This window comes from Bacillus sp. MYb56, from assembly GCF_002976445.1.
Lineage (GTDB): Bacteria > Bacillota > Bacilli > Bacillales > Bacillaceae_G > Bacillus_A > Bacillus_A mycoides.
This window is the reverse complement of the sequence record NZ_PCOH01000007.1, coordinates 1-16,013: the sequence shown is the minus strand read 5'-3', so window position 1 is coordinate 16,013 and position 16,013 is coordinate 1. Positions and strand designations below refer to the sequence as shown.

General features: G+C 34.7%; 20 protein-coding genes. 11 read left to right on the top strand and 9 right to left on the bottom strand.

Going from position 1 to position 16,013, the window contains the following annotated elements:
* The first annotated feature begins 157 nt into the window (after positions 1-157).
* The 6 genes from CQ058_RS10915 to CQ058_RS10890 all read left to right on the top strand — a co-directional run bounded on the left by CQ058_RS10915 (position 158) and on the right by CQ058_RS10890 (position 5,038).
* A complete protein-coding gene (locus tag CQ058_RS10915; protein WP_002030586.1) occupies positions 158-538 on the top strand; it encodes a GntR family transcriptional regulator in 381 nt (126 codons plus the stop codon).
* Complete coding sequence (locus CQ058_RS10910) at positions 535-1,233, top strand: ABC transporter ATP-binding protein (protein WP_002188893.1); 699 nt, start codon at positions 535-537, stop codon at positions 1,231-1,233. Before CQ058_RS10915 ends, CQ058_RS10910 begins: the two co-directional genes overlap by 4 nt.
* Entirely contained in the window at positions 1,230-2,018 is a 789-nt protein-coding gene (locus tag CQ058_RS10905) for a hypothetical protein (protein ID WP_002188894.1), read from the top strand. The genes CQ058_RS10910 and CQ058_RS10905 overlap by 4 nt, the downstream gene beginning before the upstream one ends.
* Before the next feature lie 14 nt (positions 2,019-2,032).
* A complete protein-coding gene (locus tag CQ058_RS10900) occupies positions 2,033-2,935 on the top strand; it encodes an ABC transporter ATP-binding protein (RefSeq protein ID WP_002030591.1) in 903 nt (300 codons plus the stop codon).
* A complete protein-coding gene (locus tag CQ058_RS10895; RefSeq protein WP_002186344.1) occupies positions 2,935-3,711 on the top strand; it encodes an ABC transporter permease in 777 nt (258 codons plus the stop codon). Before CQ058_RS10900 ends, CQ058_RS10895 begins: the two co-directional genes overlap by 1 nt.
* 313 nt (positions 3,712-4,024) lie before the next feature.
* Positions 4,025-5,038, top strand: a complete 1,014-nt coding sequence (locus tag CQ058_RS10890; RefSeq protein WP_002188895.1) for a CPBP family intramembrane glutamic endopeptidase — start codon at positions 4,025-4,027, stop codon at positions 5,036-5,038.
* Positions 5,039-5,067: 29 nt separating this feature from the next.
* Here the strand turns inward: CQ058_RS10890 and CQ058_RS10885 are convergent, their stop codons facing one another.
* Together CQ058_RS10885 and CQ058_RS10880 are read right to left on the bottom strand one after the other, a co-directional pair.
* Positions 5,068-5,250: a DUF3913 family protein gene (locus tag CQ058_RS10885; RefSeq protein ID WP_000707108.1), complete on the bottom strand. Its 183-nt coding sequence runs from the start codon at positions 5,248-5,250 to the stop codon at positions 5,068-5,070.
* A 100-nt stretch (positions 5,251-5,350) separates the two neighbouring features.
* Positions 5,351-5,803 (bottom strand): Lrp/AsnC family transcriptional regulator, encoded by a 453-nt coding sequence (locus tag CQ058_RS10880; protein ID WP_002011610.1) that lies wholly within the window; start codon positions 5,801-5,803, stop codon positions 5,351-5,353.
* A 123-nt stretch (positions 5,804-5,926) separates the two neighbouring features.
* Between CQ058_RS10880 and CQ058_RS10875 the strand changes: the two genes are divergently transcribed.
* From CQ058_RS10875 to CQ058_RS10865, 3 genes are all read left to right on the top strand, one after another.
* Complete coding sequence (locus CQ058_RS10875) at positions 5,927-6,340, top strand: carboxymuconolactone decarboxylase family protein (protein ID WP_170935223.1); 414 nt, start codon at positions 5,927-5,929, stop codon at positions 6,338-6,340.
* A gap of 13 nt (positions 6,341-6,353) precedes the next feature.
* A complete protein-coding gene (locus tag CQ058_RS10870) occupies positions 6,354-6,908 on the top strand; it encodes a cysteine hydrolase family protein (protein ID WP_002126225.1) in 555 nt (184 codons plus the stop codon).
* Between the two features lie 87 nt (positions 6,909-6,995).
* The gene (locus CQ058_RS10865) at positions 6,996-7,394 is read left to right on the top strand and encodes an SseB family protein (protein ID WP_002011614.1); all 399 of its coding nucleotides are present in this window, start codon (positions 6,996-6,998) and stop codon (positions 7,392-7,394) included.
* 27 nt (positions 7,395-7,421) lie between these two features.
* Here the strand turns inward: CQ058_RS10865 and CQ058_RS10860 are convergent, their stop codons facing one another.
* On the bottom strand, positions 7,422-8,342 hold the full coding sequence (locus tag CQ058_RS10860; RefSeq protein WP_002193257.1) for a S66 peptidase family protein: 921 nt from the start codon (positions 8,340-8,342) through the stop codon (positions 7,422-7,424).
* A gap of 73 nt (positions 8,343-8,415) precedes the next feature.
* Here CQ058_RS10860 and CQ058_RS10855 point away from each other — a divergent pair, with 73 nt between their 5' ends.
* Positions 8,416-9,552 (top strand): NAD(P)H-dependent flavin oxidoreductase, encoded by a 1,137-nt coding sequence (locus tag CQ058_RS10855; RefSeq protein WP_002193256.1) that lies wholly within the window; start codon positions 8,416-8,418, stop codon positions 9,550-9,552.
* 17 nt (positions 9,553-9,569) lie between these two features.
* Here CQ058_RS10855 and dltD read toward each other — a convergent pair whose 3' ends face one another.
* From dltD to CQ058_RS10830, 5 genes are all read right to left on the bottom strand, one after another.
* Positions 9,570-10,745, bottom strand: a complete 1,176-nt coding sequence (dltD, locus tag CQ058_RS10850) for a D-alanyl-lipoteichoic acid biosynthesis protein DltD (RefSeq protein ID WP_002126231.1) — start codon at positions 10,743-10,745, stop codon at positions 9,570-9,572.
* Positions 10,742-10,981, bottom strand: coding sequence for a D-alanine--poly(phosphoribitol) ligase subunit DltC (gene dltC / locus CQ058_RS10845; protein WP_002011622.1), 240 nt, complete (start codon positions 10,979-10,981; stop codon positions 10,742-10,744). Before dltC ends, dltD begins: the two co-directional genes overlap by 4 nt.
* 68 nt (positions 10,982-11,049) lie before the next feature.
* Positions 11,050-12,216, bottom strand: coding sequence for a D-alanyl-lipoteichoic acid biosynthesis protein DltB (gene dltB / locus CQ058_RS10840; protein WP_002193254.1), 1,167 nt, complete (start codon positions 12,214-12,216; stop codon positions 11,050-11,052).
* On the bottom strand, positions 12,213-13,727 hold the full coding sequence (gene dltA / locus CQ058_RS10835) for a D-alanine--poly(phosphoribitol) ligase subunit DltA (RefSeq protein WP_002193253.1): 1,515 nt from the start codon (positions 13,725-13,727) through the stop codon (positions 12,213-12,215). Before dltA ends, dltB begins: the two co-directional genes overlap by 4 nt.
* Positions 13,728-13,739: 12 nt before the next feature.
* The gene (locus CQ058_RS10830) at positions 13,740-13,886 is read right to left on the bottom strand and encodes a teichoic acid D-Ala incorporation-associated protein DltX (protein ID WP_002011626.1); all 147 of its coding nucleotides are present in this window, start codon (positions 13,884-13,886) and stop codon (positions 13,740-13,742) included.
* A 359-nt stretch (positions 13,887-14,245) separates the two neighbouring features.
* Between CQ058_RS10830 and CQ058_RS10825 the strand changes: the two genes are divergently transcribed.
* Entirely contained in the window at positions 14,246-15,424 is a 1,179-nt protein-coding gene (locus tag CQ058_RS10825; protein ID WP_002193251.1) for an amidohydrolase, read from the top strand.
* A 68-nt stretch (positions 15,425-15,492) separates the two neighbouring features.
* On the opposite strand, the gene CQ058_RS10820 is transcribed toward CQ058_RS10825, so the two are convergent.
* Positions 15,493-16,013 (bottom strand): IS3 family transposase (locus CQ058_RS10820; protein ID WP_142396343.1); only part of this gene is annotated, 521 nt, incomplete at its 5' end.

Below are 16,013 nucleotides of genomic sequence, written 5' to 3'. Positions count from 1 at the left end.
AAACTATAATTAGAATAGATTTACCTGTATGTTATTACAGGAAGGCAGTGTAACGAAAAGTTACACTGCCTTTTTATTACATTTTTTATTGTAAGTATTTACATATAATTCGTCTTAGTGTACTATTTAACTAACACACTAAGACAGGAGGGGAGAAATGAAAATCGAGTTTTCTCCAAATACACCAATTTACATTCAGGTAATGGAATACATAAAGAAAGAAATTGTAACGGGTCATTTATTGCCTGGCGATAAAATTCCCTCCGTACGTGAATTAGCGAGTGAATTACAAGTAAATCCAAATACGATTCAACGTACATTTCAAGAGTTAGAGCGGGATGGAGTTGTTGTAACACGTAGAGGAATGGGGCGATATGTAACGAATGAAGGGGAGAAAATTATGGAGCTGCGAAAAGATATGGCGAAAGAATTACTTCATTCTTTTATAGATGGAATGGACAATTTAGGTTTTTCAGAAGAAGAAATTCTTACAATCCTTCGTTCTTCATTACATGAGAAAAGGGAGGAGAGCGAATGACAGAGTTATTAAAAATAGAAAATCTATGGAAGCGGTACGGATTAAAAGTAGTGATCCGTGAGTTAAACATAGAGATTACAGAAGGAAAAATCGTTGGGCTTGTTGGAGATAACGGAAGCGGGAAAACGACGTTATTAAAAATGATTGCAGGATTGCAGCACCCTTCTGAAGGCAGTATAGTAATTAACGGTAAAAAAGTAGGGTTAGAGACGAAAGAAATCGTTTCATTTATGTCTGATAAGCCAGTCTTTGATGATTGGATGACGGTAAAAGATTCTTTATTTTTCTATCGAGATTTTTATAAAGACTTCGACATTCAAAAAGCGGTAGATACGATTGCGGAATTTAAAATACCGTTAGAAGAAAGAATTACAGCTTTATCAAAAGGTATGGTTGAAAAGTTACAAATTATTTTAACATTTTCGAGGAAAGCGAAGTTATACGTACTAGATGAACCACTGGGCGGAATTGATCTTGTTTCTAGAGAACATGTATTGAACCTCATTCTACAATTTTATAGAGAAGATTGTACGATACTAATCTCGACTCACTTAATAAATGAAGTTGAAAATATTTTTGATGAAGTAATCTTTTTAAAAGATGGGGAAATTGTATTGTATGAAAATGTAGAAGAGTTACGTTTTCAGAGAGGGAAAGCTGTCACAGATGTGTTTAAGGAGGTGTTTAGTAGGTGAAGTCGAGCTTAATATATATGTACAATGTGAATAAAAAGCAAATTATTATTTCATTATTATCATTTATATTCGTTGTAGCTGTCGCTTTCGTAAGCTTGGGAAATTATATTAAGCAAGAATCAGGAGAGGTAAGGCAAATAATTATAGTTTCCTTAGTCATCTTAGTATATATAATTTTTATAGCATTGATATTTATTCAGGCGATATCTGCATTTGGAAAAATGACTGAAAGTACATTATTTCGGTTAACACCGACATCAGGTAAAAAGATTGTTTTAGCAATAGTGTTATATACTGTCATTTATCTCCTTATTTTTGAAGTTATAGGTTCTATTTTTTTATATAGTATTTCTATGAAAATAATAAAGGGTACAGAGCTCTATGAAGTGTTATTTACCCAAAGTGTATTCAATCCATTAAAGCACCTCTTTAGTACTATGTTATATGTATTTAAATTATCTAGCATATTGCTTGTATTACTTTTTGCAGTAGCTAGCGTTAAAGTTTTTTCTTTGAAAAAGAAGAAGCTAGAATATACGATTATATTTTTGTTGTTTTTATTAGTAACAAAAGTGATGAGCGTTATATATGAAATGTTGGGTGGGCTTGCTCCTATAGTGCCCTTAATAAGAAATTTAATTTATATAGATGAATCGTCAGATGGAGATGTAATGTTATTCCCGGAAAAGCTTATGAATTTATATAGCCTTAGTTTTTCTATAGGAATATTTATCCTACTTGTTTATATAACAGGTCGCATCATCGACAAAAAACTAGAAGTTTAAAGGAGGAATCATCATTGGGAAATGTAGTAGTGAAATTAGAAAATGTCCGAAAAAAAATCGGTAGAACAGAAATTATTCGGGGCTTATCATTTGAGGTTCGTGAAGGAGAGGTATACGGATTCCTTGGACCGAACGGTAGCGGTAAGACGACGACAATTCGTATGATGACAGGTCTTATTTCTATGACAGAAGGCGATATTACAATTTGTGGTCATAGTATTCGCACAGAGCGTGAAAAGGCGCTAGAGCAAATTGGAGCGATTGTAGAAAATCCCGAGCTATATGATTATATGACTGGAATGCAAAATTTAAAGCATTTTGCGAACATGGCGATTACCCCAATTAGTAAAGAGCGCATCGCTGAAATTGTAAAGCTTGTTGAATTAGAGCATGCGATTCATAAAAAGGTGAAAACATACTCACTTGGTATGAAACAGCGTTTAGGAATTGCGCAGGCGTTACTTCATCAGCCGAAAATCTTAATTTTAGATGAACCGACAAATGGATTAGATCCAGCTGGTATTCGCCAAATTCGTGATTATTTACAACGATTAGCGAAAGAAGAAAATATTGCAGTCATTGTATCAAGTCATTTATTAAGTGAAATTGAATTAATGTGTGATCGCGTAGTTATTATAAAGCAAGGTGAGTTTGTACAAGAGTATAACTTACATGAACAAGCGAAGCATGATGAAACAGTTGTAGTTGCATTTGAAGTAGATCAAGTTCAAAAAGCGAACGAAATTATTAAAGGTAAAGTACAAGGAAATGTAGCTGTGGCATCTGTAATGAAAGAAGAGATTCCGCAAATTGTAAAACAGTTAGTGAATGCTGATGTACTCGTATACGGTGTTACTGTTCAAAATAAAACGTTAGAGGATGAGTTCTTAGCGATTACAGGGGGAGTGAAAGCGTAATGTTTAAATTAATTCAAAATGAATTTTTAAAGTTACATGCGAAAAAAGGTATGTACATTTTAATAGGTGTAATTGCAGCATTGGAGATTTTGGGAGTTTTAGCGATGCTGAAATGGGGAGGAGGAAATGAGTTTAAAGGATCATATTTAGATTTTGTAAGTTCAGAGATTGGTTTAATTACCTTATTTGCAACAATTTTTGGAATTACGATTGCGTCTCGTACAATTACTGATGAGTTCCAAAAAGGTACAATTAAGCAGCTATTAATCCGTCCGAGAAAACGAATTACAGTTTTGTTCTCTAAATATATTACAGTGTTACTTACTATATTATTTATCATATTTGCTAGCACGTTAATCGCAATGATTATTGGCGGGATTGTAATGGATGGTAGTAAAACAGGAGTAACGTTAGGAATCGTAATGAAGTCCATTTTATATCAAGTACTTTCACCGTTCTTCTTTGCAACTCTTTCATTTTGCTTAGCTAATGTATTTAGAAATTCTGTATTACCATTAATTATTACGATGTTCCTATTTTTCTTACAAGGACCAATTAATATGGTACTAATGATGTTTGCAAAAGGTGTAGCGAAATTTGTGGTGTTTTTCCATTTAAATTTAAGTGTTTACGACAGTAATAAATTAGTAAGTGGCGGAGTAGAACCACCATTTACAGAATTTACGTTTACAACTTCATTATTACTTGTGGTTGCATATTTTGCTGTATTACTTGTAGTATCAAGTGTATTATTCCAAAAACGTGACGTATTATAGTAGAAAAAATCCCCGTGTTAACGGGGATTTTTATTAACCAGCTTTTTTGATTTATGTAGCTTTTAAGTGTGGCAGATACATATTTACTTAGGAACATAATTGTAACTAAGTTGAAGAACATTGATATGGTATATCAAATAGGATTGTTATTATGTAATTTAATACGTATATTATTCGGAATAAAGTGAGAAAAATAGGAAGATTTTCAACTATATTCATATTATAATTTAGTTATCCGGCCATTTGTGGAGAAGGGCTACCCATAAAATACTGAATAAAGTTTCACTTTATATCATCTCTGGAGGTGTTCCATATGCAACATGCATTTTCACGTATAAGGCTACGTAGTTTTTTTGGATGGATGATTATAGGGATGTTCCTGACTATGATTCCATTAAATTTATCAGGTGCTTCTGACAATACGATAGAGTTACTGTCACAAATATCAATATTTTTCGCATTTCCACTATTGTGGCTATATTTAAAAACAAGTAAAAATAATGTTGTTTTTAAAAGTTTTTTTGATAAGCCCAGACGTTTACATTGGGGGCTAATTGTATTAGCAACGATAATGGGAATGATTTTTGCAGTCGGTATATCCCAAATTCAATTTTATATTTTAGCACATACTGTACCTAATTTCTTAGTTACCATGTTAGAAGATGGAAATGTAATTAATACGAGTAACATATACATGACGATATTTACTTTCATTTCAGCATGTGTATTAGCCCCAATAATGGAAGAGGTTATTTTTAGAGGGTTTTTCTTACAGCGAATGGCTTACAAATGGGGGATTAAACGAGCGGTTATTATATCCTCTCTTATTTTTGGACTAGGACATTTTGATGTTATCGGTGCTTTCATGTTCGGTGTTATTATGTGCCTTCTATACATAAAGACAAAAAATATATGGACGAATATTGCTGTGCATGCTCTAAATAATTTGATTGCAACGAGTATGCAATTTGTAGGTGGAGAGGGAAGTGACGCAATCTCGATTACGGAATTACAAGCACAAAGTAATTTATGGATCGGCATTGGGCTTACGGTCGTCGGGTTACTTTGGTTAATCCCTTACATTTGGAAACAATGGCGTACAGTAAAAGAAGTTGGTGTGCCACCGATTCGTTTCATAAATGAAGAAAAAGTAGTGAATACATCAGAAGAAAATGAAATATATAGCCAAGTGATAGTAACAGATAGATTGATGGCTGTAGAACTACCTGATGAAGCTGTAAATAAGCTTCGGTTAGAAGAAAATGATTATGTAACAGTTTCTGTAGAAGAAGATAAAGTTGTTATAAAGAAAGCGCATAATAGATAATTAAAAAGTAGCTCCTAAAGAGCTACTTTTTAATTTGTAATAATCTCTACACGAAAATTATTACCGTTCTTTACATATTTAATATCTGTAACGATCCGAACGGTTTTTAGAAGTTCAACTTTTTCACCAATTCGAGGGATGGTCGGAACATTGTCCCAAATACCAAGCAAGTCATCTAATTGTGCCGTTTTTTCATAAAACCAGATTTTCAATGTAAAGCCCCTTTCTCGAACCCTGTGTATTTTAATACATGATATATCATTTTTATTCTTAATGTAAGGGGTTTTTACTCTTTTTGTGAATAAAGATGAATTAATCTTCTGGGAATATATGTTCAATGTCCGGAGTAAGAGCTACTTCTGATAATACGATATGAGAAACTGTCGTTGCATATGAAGAAACATCATTGATAAATTCTTCAAGTTCAACGAGTGAAGGAACAGAGATTTTTACAATGTAGCATAAGCTTCCTGTTACTCGGTAACAAAAACTTGCAGATGGATAAGACTGAATAAACTGTTGCATACGTGTTGTATCACCATTTTTTAAAGTGATTTCTAAAATACAATCTAAAACAAGTCCTGCTTTTTTATAATTGATATCGATTGTGTATTTTTGAATAATCCCTTCACTTTCAAGTTTACGTACACGTTCTGTAGTAGACGGAGCCGATAAGTTTACTCGTTTTGCTAATTCACGCATCGAAAGGCGGCTATCATTATATAATTCATTTAAAATTTTTCGATCAACACGGTCTAATTGCATTTGTAAATATACCTCCAGTAAAATGATAATTTTTGTAAAGAAAAATTTAAAATTAAGATTCATATGAAATGTAAAGTGAACTTTATTTATTTTACAATAAAAAAGAAGGAAATAGGAGGGGAAATGATGGAGAGAATTACATTATCAAATGTAGGAGATACAAAGTTTCAAAAATTATTAGGTCATAATCCAGATATATTAAATTCGTGGAGTACGTTAGAGAATACACTGTATAGTACAGGGGCCCTTTCCGTAGAGTTAAAGGAGCAAGTAAGAAGAACATTAGCGTTCGGGAATGAATGTCCGTACTGTATGGCAAAGGGAAAGCCGGATGATATACAAAAAATAGAAGAAATTAGCGTAGCCGTTACTTTTGCACATGCATTTGTTCATGACCAAAAGGCGATAGATGATAATATGTTTCATATATTAAAACAATATTGGACTGAAAAAGAAATTGTAGAGCTTTGTGCCTATATTTGTTTTATTACTGCTTCGCAGCAACTTGGTTTTCTGTTTCAATTACAGCCCAATTAATTAGGAGGATATTATGCTTAATCAAGCAGCACTTATAATCATTGATGTACAGGAAGCATTCAACTTACCATACTGGGGCGTGAGGAATAACCTTTTGGCGGAAGAAAATATGAAAAGTTTGTTAGAAGAATGGAGAAAAAGAAAACTACCAGTTTTTCATATTCAACATGTAAATAAAGAAAATGTTCAATCGATGTTTTATCAACATGCGGAAACGGTAAACTTTAAAGAAGAAGTGCAACCAATGCCAGATGAAATAATTATCCAGAAATCCGTTAATAGCGCGTTCATTGGGACAAATTTGGAAGAACAATTAAGAGAACAAAATTGTAATACGGTAGTGATTGTAGGATTAACAACAAATCATTGTGTGGAGACTACAACACGGATGGCAGGTAATTTAGGGCTTACAACGTATTTAGTGAGCGATGCGACGGCTACATTCAATCGTAAAGGTCTGGACGGGACAGAGTATAGTGCAGAGGACATTCACAATATGACACTTGTAAACTTACATGATGAATTTGCCAAAATCGTTACGACTGAAGGTGTTTTAAAATTATTTTAAGAAAATAATTGTGGAATTATGTAGAAAAAAATAAGAATATTTCGTATAATCTAAGTATAATCATTTTGAAAATAGGGGTGGCATCATATGGAGCAAATTCCAGTAAAGAAAATAGAAGAAGTACTCGTTTTAGCAGGAGATGATAAACAAAAGCAAAAGGAATTTTATGAATTGCTCTTAACAACGGAGTTTTATGTTGCTGGTTCACTTGAAGCAGAAGACGGGGCAACGGAAGGAACACTTCGTTTGCGTCATTTCCAAGGAGAGGGTAGATGGATCGTTCCGTTCTTTACACAATTGAAATTTGTAAAAGATGTGTTGCCAGAAGGTACACCCCTTATTACGATACGTGGAAAAGAATTATTGGGTAGCATCGAGAAAGATGCGACAGCTGTATTAAATGTTGGAACAGATATGAGTAAAACATTTATTCCAGAAGAAATTGCAGAGATAGCATCAGGACGAATCTTTAATTATTATAAGTAAAAGGAAAAGCTTAGCAGCTTTTCCTTTTTAATTTGAACATGGAGTGGCTATACCAGAAGAAATAGAAACAGTTTTGTTAGTTGTATTTATTGTTGCTGTAGCTCCGAGGGGAATACCGATATTTGGACTTATATGTCCAATCGGTAAACCGAATAACACAGGTATATTATATGGCGTGAAATATTCATATAATATTGTTTGCAATGATTGAGATGGCTTAGAAGGGTTGCAGTCGTGACAACTTGTAAAAATAACGCCGCTGCATTCATTAAACTGTCCAGATAAAAGTAGTTGATTTAACATCCGGTCAATGCGGTACGGTTCTTCACCAATATCTTCAAGCAATAAAAGTTTATTTGACGTATTTATCTCATAGGGCGAGCCAATTATACTTGTTAACACAGTTAAATTCCCTCCAACTAATGTGCCTGTAACTGTACATGGAGAGGTAGGTACGATACATTCTGATGCATATAAGATAGATGAATACGGATGGAATAGTTGATTGAAAGAAGATAAGGAGAGAGAATCTATACCTTTTCCTAATTCTTCAATCATTGGACCATGAAAAGTAACCAGCTCCGCATAGCGTGAAAAGGCAGTATGTAAAGCCGTAATATCGCTATATCCCCAAAAAATCTTTGGATTCCGTTGAATGATTTCATATTGAATGTAAGGGAGGAGACGAGCGCTGCCGTAACCACCTCGTGCACAAAAGACTGCTTTGACCTCAGTGTTTGTAAATGCTTCATGTATATCATCAAGACGAACTTGATCACTTCCAGCTAAATATCCATATTTTTCATAAACACTCTTTCCAATTATTACGGATAATCCCATCTCTTGTAATACTTTCACACCTTTTAATATATTCTCAAGTGTTGGTGGGCCAGACGGTGCAATAACCATTACTGTATCACCTTTTTGCAAAGCATTTGGATAAATCATTGTTCTCAGCCTCCTTCTCTTTCAATATATTCGCTTGAGCGAAAGTTCAATCCTTGTAAAAGAAGGGGAAAGCATGTCATATAAAGAAGGTATAGGGAAAGTAGGAGGGAAAATGATGTTTACAAGTCGAGTAATAGATATATTACAAATTAAGTATCCGATCATTCAAGCAGGTATGGCAGGAGCGATTACAACGTCAGAACTTGTTGCAGCTGTGAGTAATAGCGGAGGATTAGGTACGCTTGGAGCAGGGTATATGAGCCAAGAACAAATCCGTGAAGCGATTTATAAAATAAGGGAACTAACAAATAAGCCTTTCGGTGTTAATTTACTTTTAACGAAAGAGATACAGATAGAAGAAGAGAAGATAAACGAGGCGAAAGTATTACTTAGTGGAGTGAATAGAGAATTAGGTATAGAGGAAGAAAAGACTTTAAAACTTCCAAAAAGCTATAAAGAACAATTACAAGTATTATTAGAGGAAAAGGTACCAGTCGTTAGTTTTGCATTTCAAACGTTAGAAAAAGAAGAAATAGATGATTTGAAAAAGGAAGGGATAAAAGTTATCGGAACAGCTACCCATGTAGCGGAAGCGAAAGCACTTGCTAAGTTAGGGGTAGATATTATTGTCGGGCAAGGTAGCGAGGCAGGAGGGCATAGAGGAACGTTTATTGGGAAAGAACAAGATGCGATGATTGGTACATTTGCATTAATCCCGCAATTAGTAGCGGAAGTACCTCATATCCCGATTGTTGCAGCAGGTGGTGTAATGAATGGGCAAGGGCTTGTTGCGGCATTTGCGTTAGGGGCAGAGGCTGTTCAAATGGGATCAGCCTTTTTAACGAGTGAAGAAAGTATTACGCATGACGTGTATAAAGAGGCGATTTTACATAGTACAGATACGAGTACAACGGTAACCCGTGCGTTTTCCGGGAAATATGCACGGGGTATTCGTAATGAATTTATAGAGAAACATGAAGGAAGAGAAGAGAATTTACCGATGTATCCAGTGCAAAACGTATTAACTTCAAAAATACGTCAAGAAGCAGCGAAGCAAAATAAGGAAGAGTATATGTCGCTTTGGGCGGGACAAGCATCATCATTAGCACGAACGGAATCAGCTCAGCACGTAGTGAAACGTGTCATGAAAGAAGCAGAGAACGTAATTGAACAATTACAAGATGTATATAAAAAAAGACCACTTGAATAATTCAAGCGGTCTTTTCGTTAGTTTGCTTTATAAAATTGTTGGATAGCTTCGTCGATGTAAACCCAGCCTTTCCAACCTAAGTGCATATGATCTTTTAAGAAGTACTTATCATATTCATGATTTGAGAAATCAGCAATTGGATAGCCAGCTTGCTTAATTTGCTCATGAACTTTATTGTAGTATAATTCGCGTTTTTCTTTCGGGAAGCCAGCGTAATCATACCAAGGACCTTTTACAGGAACAGAAATGAAGAGCGGTTTTGCGCCAGATTGTTTTAATAAATCAAGTACAATTTGTAAATCTTCATATTCTGGTGATTGGTCATAAGCATCATTTTTTAAGTAACCTTCACGTTGTTTTAATTTCTTCTTAATTTTGCTATTGAAGTAATCATCTTCGATGCCATATTCGTTAGAGCTTGATTCTACTGCACCTGTTTGATCAGCATGCTTACGAGCTTCTTCCCAGTTCATTTGTTTCAATGATGGATCAAGCTGTTCTTTATGCGGCTTAATATTAAACATAACTGTAAATAAATCTTTACGATCTAGAATGTTACGATAAATATAAGCGAAAGGTTTAGCAGCAAGTGCTTTTACTTTATACTTTGTATCATCGTAGGCGATACCTTCAAGCGAAATTTTTAATAAAGTTTCTTTTTTTACAATCTCAAAGTTTAATAAGCGTTTTGCAATTTGTTTTTTCATTTCAGGTTTTAAATCATCGTTGAAAATGAAGTGGTAACCTTGTTGTTTTGAAAAGTTAGGTGCAAAGTGTGTCTCATCAATACCTTGTGGTACAAACCATTGCGGAGAAAGAACGAATATCATTTTCTTATCTTTCAATTGATCCATTGTAGATGTGAAGTTTAATACATGTACAAGGTCTTGTGTTCCACCGCGCCCAAGTAGGAATGGTGTGAATCCTTCAGGCTTTACTTTGAAATAATTCGATGGATGGAAAGCATCCATACGTGCGAATTCCGATGAACCGTACATCGGAAGATATTTCGGGTCTGCTAACATCTTTTGCTGTAAAATCATACTTTGAATCTTTTCTTCTTTTAAAGAAGTCGCAGCTTGTTCTACTTTCTCATCACTTAAAAGTGGGAGTAGGAAGCGCGTAGGAATAAGTAAGAATACAGCAAAAAGGGCCAATGCTAAAAGCATCGGACCAAATTTCACTTTGTTCATCGGATTTCTTCTAACTTTTTAATAACCATATTTGGTGTAGCCCACTCATCGCGGTCAAAATCAGAAATAGAAACTTCAATCTCTAAACGCTCTTGGAATTCTACTAATAAAGATACTACAGCGAAAGAATCAAGAATACCTTCTTCAAATAATTGAACATCTAAGTTTTCTTTCACAATATCGTTTTCACATACTTCTTCTAAAATATCTAATACTTGCTCTTTGAATTCTGCCATTTTTAAAATCTCCTTTATATCCGAAATATATTATATGTGCAACTTCTTAATAGTATAAGAAGGGTGCATTAAAAGTATCTGTTAAGGTGTCCAGAGAAGATCAGGAAACCGAAACATACAACGTGGAACGTAATTACAATCGCAAGGACGTGTGTAAATTTATTGTTTGGCCAAAACTTATGCTTCTTGTTTTTTCGTTCGAAAATATCGAATAAGATAAACAAGGCAGCGTGATAAAGACCATAAATAATGTATTGATACACATGCTCACCAGTAATATGCCATATTCCCATGATGAAAAAGTTTAAAAATGCACCGATATACGAAATTGTGTAACGGTTTTTAATTAACTTTTTCTTCGTTGCGAAAAAGACGAAACGCATGTAAATAAAGTCACGGAACCAGAATGATAAACTCATATGCCAGCGGTTCCAGAAGTCTTTAATGTTACGACTAATGAATGGTTTATTAAAGTTTTCTGGAGTTTTAATTCCCATCATATAACTTACACCAATTACAAATGAGCTATAACCAGCAAAGTCAAAGAATAAATATAAGCTATAGCTATACATGTAAATCATATTTGATAGGATTGTATCTTGCTGAGCGAATGCCGGATCCATAAAATATTGCTTTATTAAGTAAGCAATAATAAATTTATACAAGAAACCTTGGAAAATACGGTTTAGCCCTGTATATAGTAAATTTTGATATTCTTCTACACTAGGTGGCTTTTGAATATCTTTTTGGAATCTGCGGTAACGATCGATAGGTCCCGTTGAGATAGCTGGGAAGAATAAAACGAATTCCCAGAAATTAAAGAAGGAAAGTTCTTTAATTAAGTTATCACGAACTTCAAATACCATTTGTACTGCTCTAAATGTTACATAGGACATTCCTAAAAATACAACAAACTTTAGCTCAGGTACAAACGGTGCAATTTTTGCTAAAACAAGCGGTAAAATCGACAAAATAACAGCCATATAAAACCTAAATGTACTATTATTTTGTTTTCTTAACATTAAATAGCCTTTAATAAGGGCATATTGCCAAATAATAAATGCGGCTAACATGATTGCTTGCTTCGGTTTATCAGAGAAGATAATAACGAGCATTACTAATGTTAAAACGGCATTATATTTACGCAACATTTTACCTTTTAATCCAGCTATGATAGTAGGTATTAATAAAATGCCTACTATAGCGAAAAAATAAAATGATCCATATGCGGTCATGCTGTAACCTCACTCAATAATTTTTTGCGATCTACCTTTCCATTTGGTGTCATTGGAATAGAAGAGTGATACATGAATTTACGTGGAATCATGTAATTTGGTAATCGCTCATTGAGTTCTTTTTTGATTGCAGATGTTAATTTGAATTCTTTTTCAAACGAATGCTCTCCAGGAACAACAACCGCTAATAAGTAATCATATTTTTCACCTTTTTTAATTGGAACAACAACTGCACCTTCTACGTAAGAACACGCGCGAAGATGATGTTCGATTTCTTCTAATTCCATTCGATAACCATGAAGCTTAATTTGGAAATCAAGACGACCATTATAGAATAGAAGACCATTTTCTACATAGCCAGCATCACCTGTTTTATAGGCACGCTCACCATCAATCATGGTAAATACTTTTTCTGTTAATTCAGGGCTTCCTAAATAGCCAACGCTTACGCTTGGACCGACAATTATGATTTCACCTTTTTCACCGTCAGGTGCAATTGTACCATCTTCTTTCATAATAAGAAGGCGACAGTCTGATTTACAGTAGCCAACTGGAAGTGATTTGTATTGATCAAGTACTTCTTCTGTAACGTGAATGCCTGTTACAGCAACAGTAGCTTCTGTTGGACCGTACGTATTCATAATTGCTGCTTTCGGGAAACGCTCAATTAATTTTCTAGCTACTTCATTTGGTAACACTTCACCGCAGAATAAGAATGTTTTCATGTTTGGTAGCATACTTTCAGAGAAAGAGGCTTCCATTAAACACATTTCTGCGAAAGATGGTGTCGAAGTCCATACTTGTATATCCGATTGCTCTAAAGAAGCAAACAAGTCTTTTGGACGTGCAATCATGTCTTTATCGATTGCCCATAGTGTGCCACCCGTTACTAATGATGGGTAAATATCCATTACAGATAAATCGAATGAGAAAGGTGCTTGGTTTAAGAATACTTGCCCTGTTTGTAAGTTGAAATCTTCTACAGCCCATTTTGTAAAGCTAACAAGACAGTTATAAGTAATCTGAACCCCTTTCGGATTACCTGTACTTCCTGATGTGTAAATAATGTAGAAGTTCTCATCACCTTTTACCGCATGTTCAGGATTTGGAATGTTCCCTTTATGAGTAAAGAAAATATCTTTTAAGTTGTCTTCACTTACGATACGAACTGGTAAATCAGTTACAGTTACTTCAGTTCCTGATAAAAGTAATTTCGCACCAGAATTTTCAGCGATACGTTGTACGCGATCAGCTGGGATAGATAAATCTACAGGAATGTAAGCATGTCCAGCTTTTACACAACCTAAAAAGTTAATAATCATTTCAGGTTGCATATGGCCATAAACCATAATTGGTGAACGATCATCTGGATACTCAGAAGAAATCCAATGTGCTAACGCATCAGAATCTTCCTTTAATTGTTTGTACGTAATTTTCGCATCTCGCCAAACAAAAGCGGTTTGATCAGGCGTTTCTACAGCCCACTTTTCAATTTGTTCTAATAACTTCATAACGTTCCCACCCTAGAATTCATTGTAAATAAATGTACTTGTGTTTGTATCATGGAATCCATACAACCAAAGTAATGCAAATAAAATTGCAAGGTAATAAACCGTCTTTGCAACCCATTGTGTGAGTGGTTGAGACCATATCTCTTTTAATCTTTCCATGTCTTTCCCTCGCTTAATGAAATAATAGCTCTTTGTAGGTATCATGTCCTACATTATTGTGAAAAAAACAAAATCCCACATTTTAGGTAAAAATAAGTCAAAAGGCTCTTTTCTGATATTAGCACTAAATACTAAAAAAGAAAATCCCTAACTTAGCAATTATATTACATTCAGCATGAATTTGTAATGGGTTTGACATGTAAATAGGAAGTGGATTGTGTGAATGTATAAAAGTGGATTGTGAGAAGGCGGGAAAATATAATATTTGTTTTGTTATTCCTGAATTGGAGTGGGTTAATAATCACTGGGTACTTAGTACATTTTCAAGGTATAGAGCCTTTTAAAAGGAGGTAATTATTATGAAAAGAGAGTGGAGGAGTTTTATTTCAGAGGAAAATATCATTAAATGGAGACGGCATTTCCATAAGTATCCGGAATTATCGTTTCATGAAAAAGAAACTTCGCAATTTATATATGAAACATTATGCTCATTTTCTTCTTTTGAAGTAACGAGACCAACGCAGTACAGTGTGCTAGCAATTAAAAGAGGAAGGCAACAAGGAAAAGTAGTTGCGATTCGAGCTGATATAGATGCTTTACCAATCCAAGAGGGGACAAGGAAACCTTATACGTCTGTGCATAAAGGAATAATGCATGCATGCGGGCATGATGCTCACGCAGCTATTTTATTAAGTACAGCAGAGACGATAGCAAATATGAAGGAAGATTTTGCAGGCGAAATCCGTCTGTTCTTTCAGCACGCAGAGGAAGTGTATCCCGGTGGTGGACAAGAAATGGTGGAGGCCGGTGTTATGGACGGCGTCGATTATGTAGTAGGTTTGCACGTTATGTCTGGATTAGAAAGTGGAAAGATAGGAATTGTATATGGCCCTATGATGGCAGCACCAGACGTATTTACAATTGAAATTTTAGGAAAGGGTGGTCACGCGGCACGACCAGAAGAAACGATAGATCCTATTGCTATCGGAGCACAAATTATTACAAATTTACAACATATCGTATCAAGAAATACAAGTGCTTTTATGCATAGAGTAGTGTCAGTTACACAATTTCATGGGGGGATGGCCGATAATATCATTCCTAGTGCAGCAGCTTTAATGGGAACTGTTCGATCTTTTAATCAAACATTAAGAGAGGAAGCAAAAGAGAAAATTGAGCAAATTGTAAAAGGAATTACAGAAGCACATGGGGGAGATTATACATATACGTATCGTTACGGATATGATCCAGTTGTTAATAATGAGTACATTACGAAAATAGTAGAAAAAAGTGCGATAAAATTGTTCGGAAATCAGCGTATTGTGCATCTTGAACCTTCTATGGGAGGAGAAGATTTTTCAGCGTATTTAAGAAAAGCACCTGGTTGTTTCATTAAATTAGGAACAGGGAATAAAAATATTGATACTTGTTATCCACATCATCATCCGAAATTTGATGTGGATGAATCGGCTTTAATTAATGGAGTGGAACTATTTTTAGAGACAACTATAAGACTACTAGAAACTGATAAAGCATAAAAAAAGGCAACTGCACTCTTGAACTGTACCCTATAAAATGGACAGTTTAATAAAAAAGCCCTGAAAAATCAAGCACTTAAAAGGTGGTTCCGATATTCGATCGGAGCCATCTTTTTTAATGTCCACTGATAACGATTATAATTATACTCCTCCATATAATCCTTTATGTTGAGCTCAAGGGATTCAAAGGTTTGACAATCTTTATAATCTAATTCATCTTTCATATGACCAAAAAAGGATTCCATTGGTGCATTGTCTAAACAATTGCCCCTACGGGACATAGATTGTCTGATCCCCATTTCTCTTACACGTTTCTGAAATTCAGGGTGTGTATAATGAATACCTTGGTCTGAATGTAGAAGCGCTTCAGGATGAATGACTTCTCCTAATCTCTCTTTCAAGTTATCTAATGTTTGATAGACGATATCCATTCGTAAAGAGGAAGAGACATGATAGGCTAAAATCTCTCGTGTTGCGCTGTCTTTTACACATGATAAATAAGCCTTCTTTCCTTTTCCATAAAATAAATAGGTAATATCCGTTAACATACTTTTTTCAGGCTCTTCTTGATTGAATTGGCGTTTTAAAA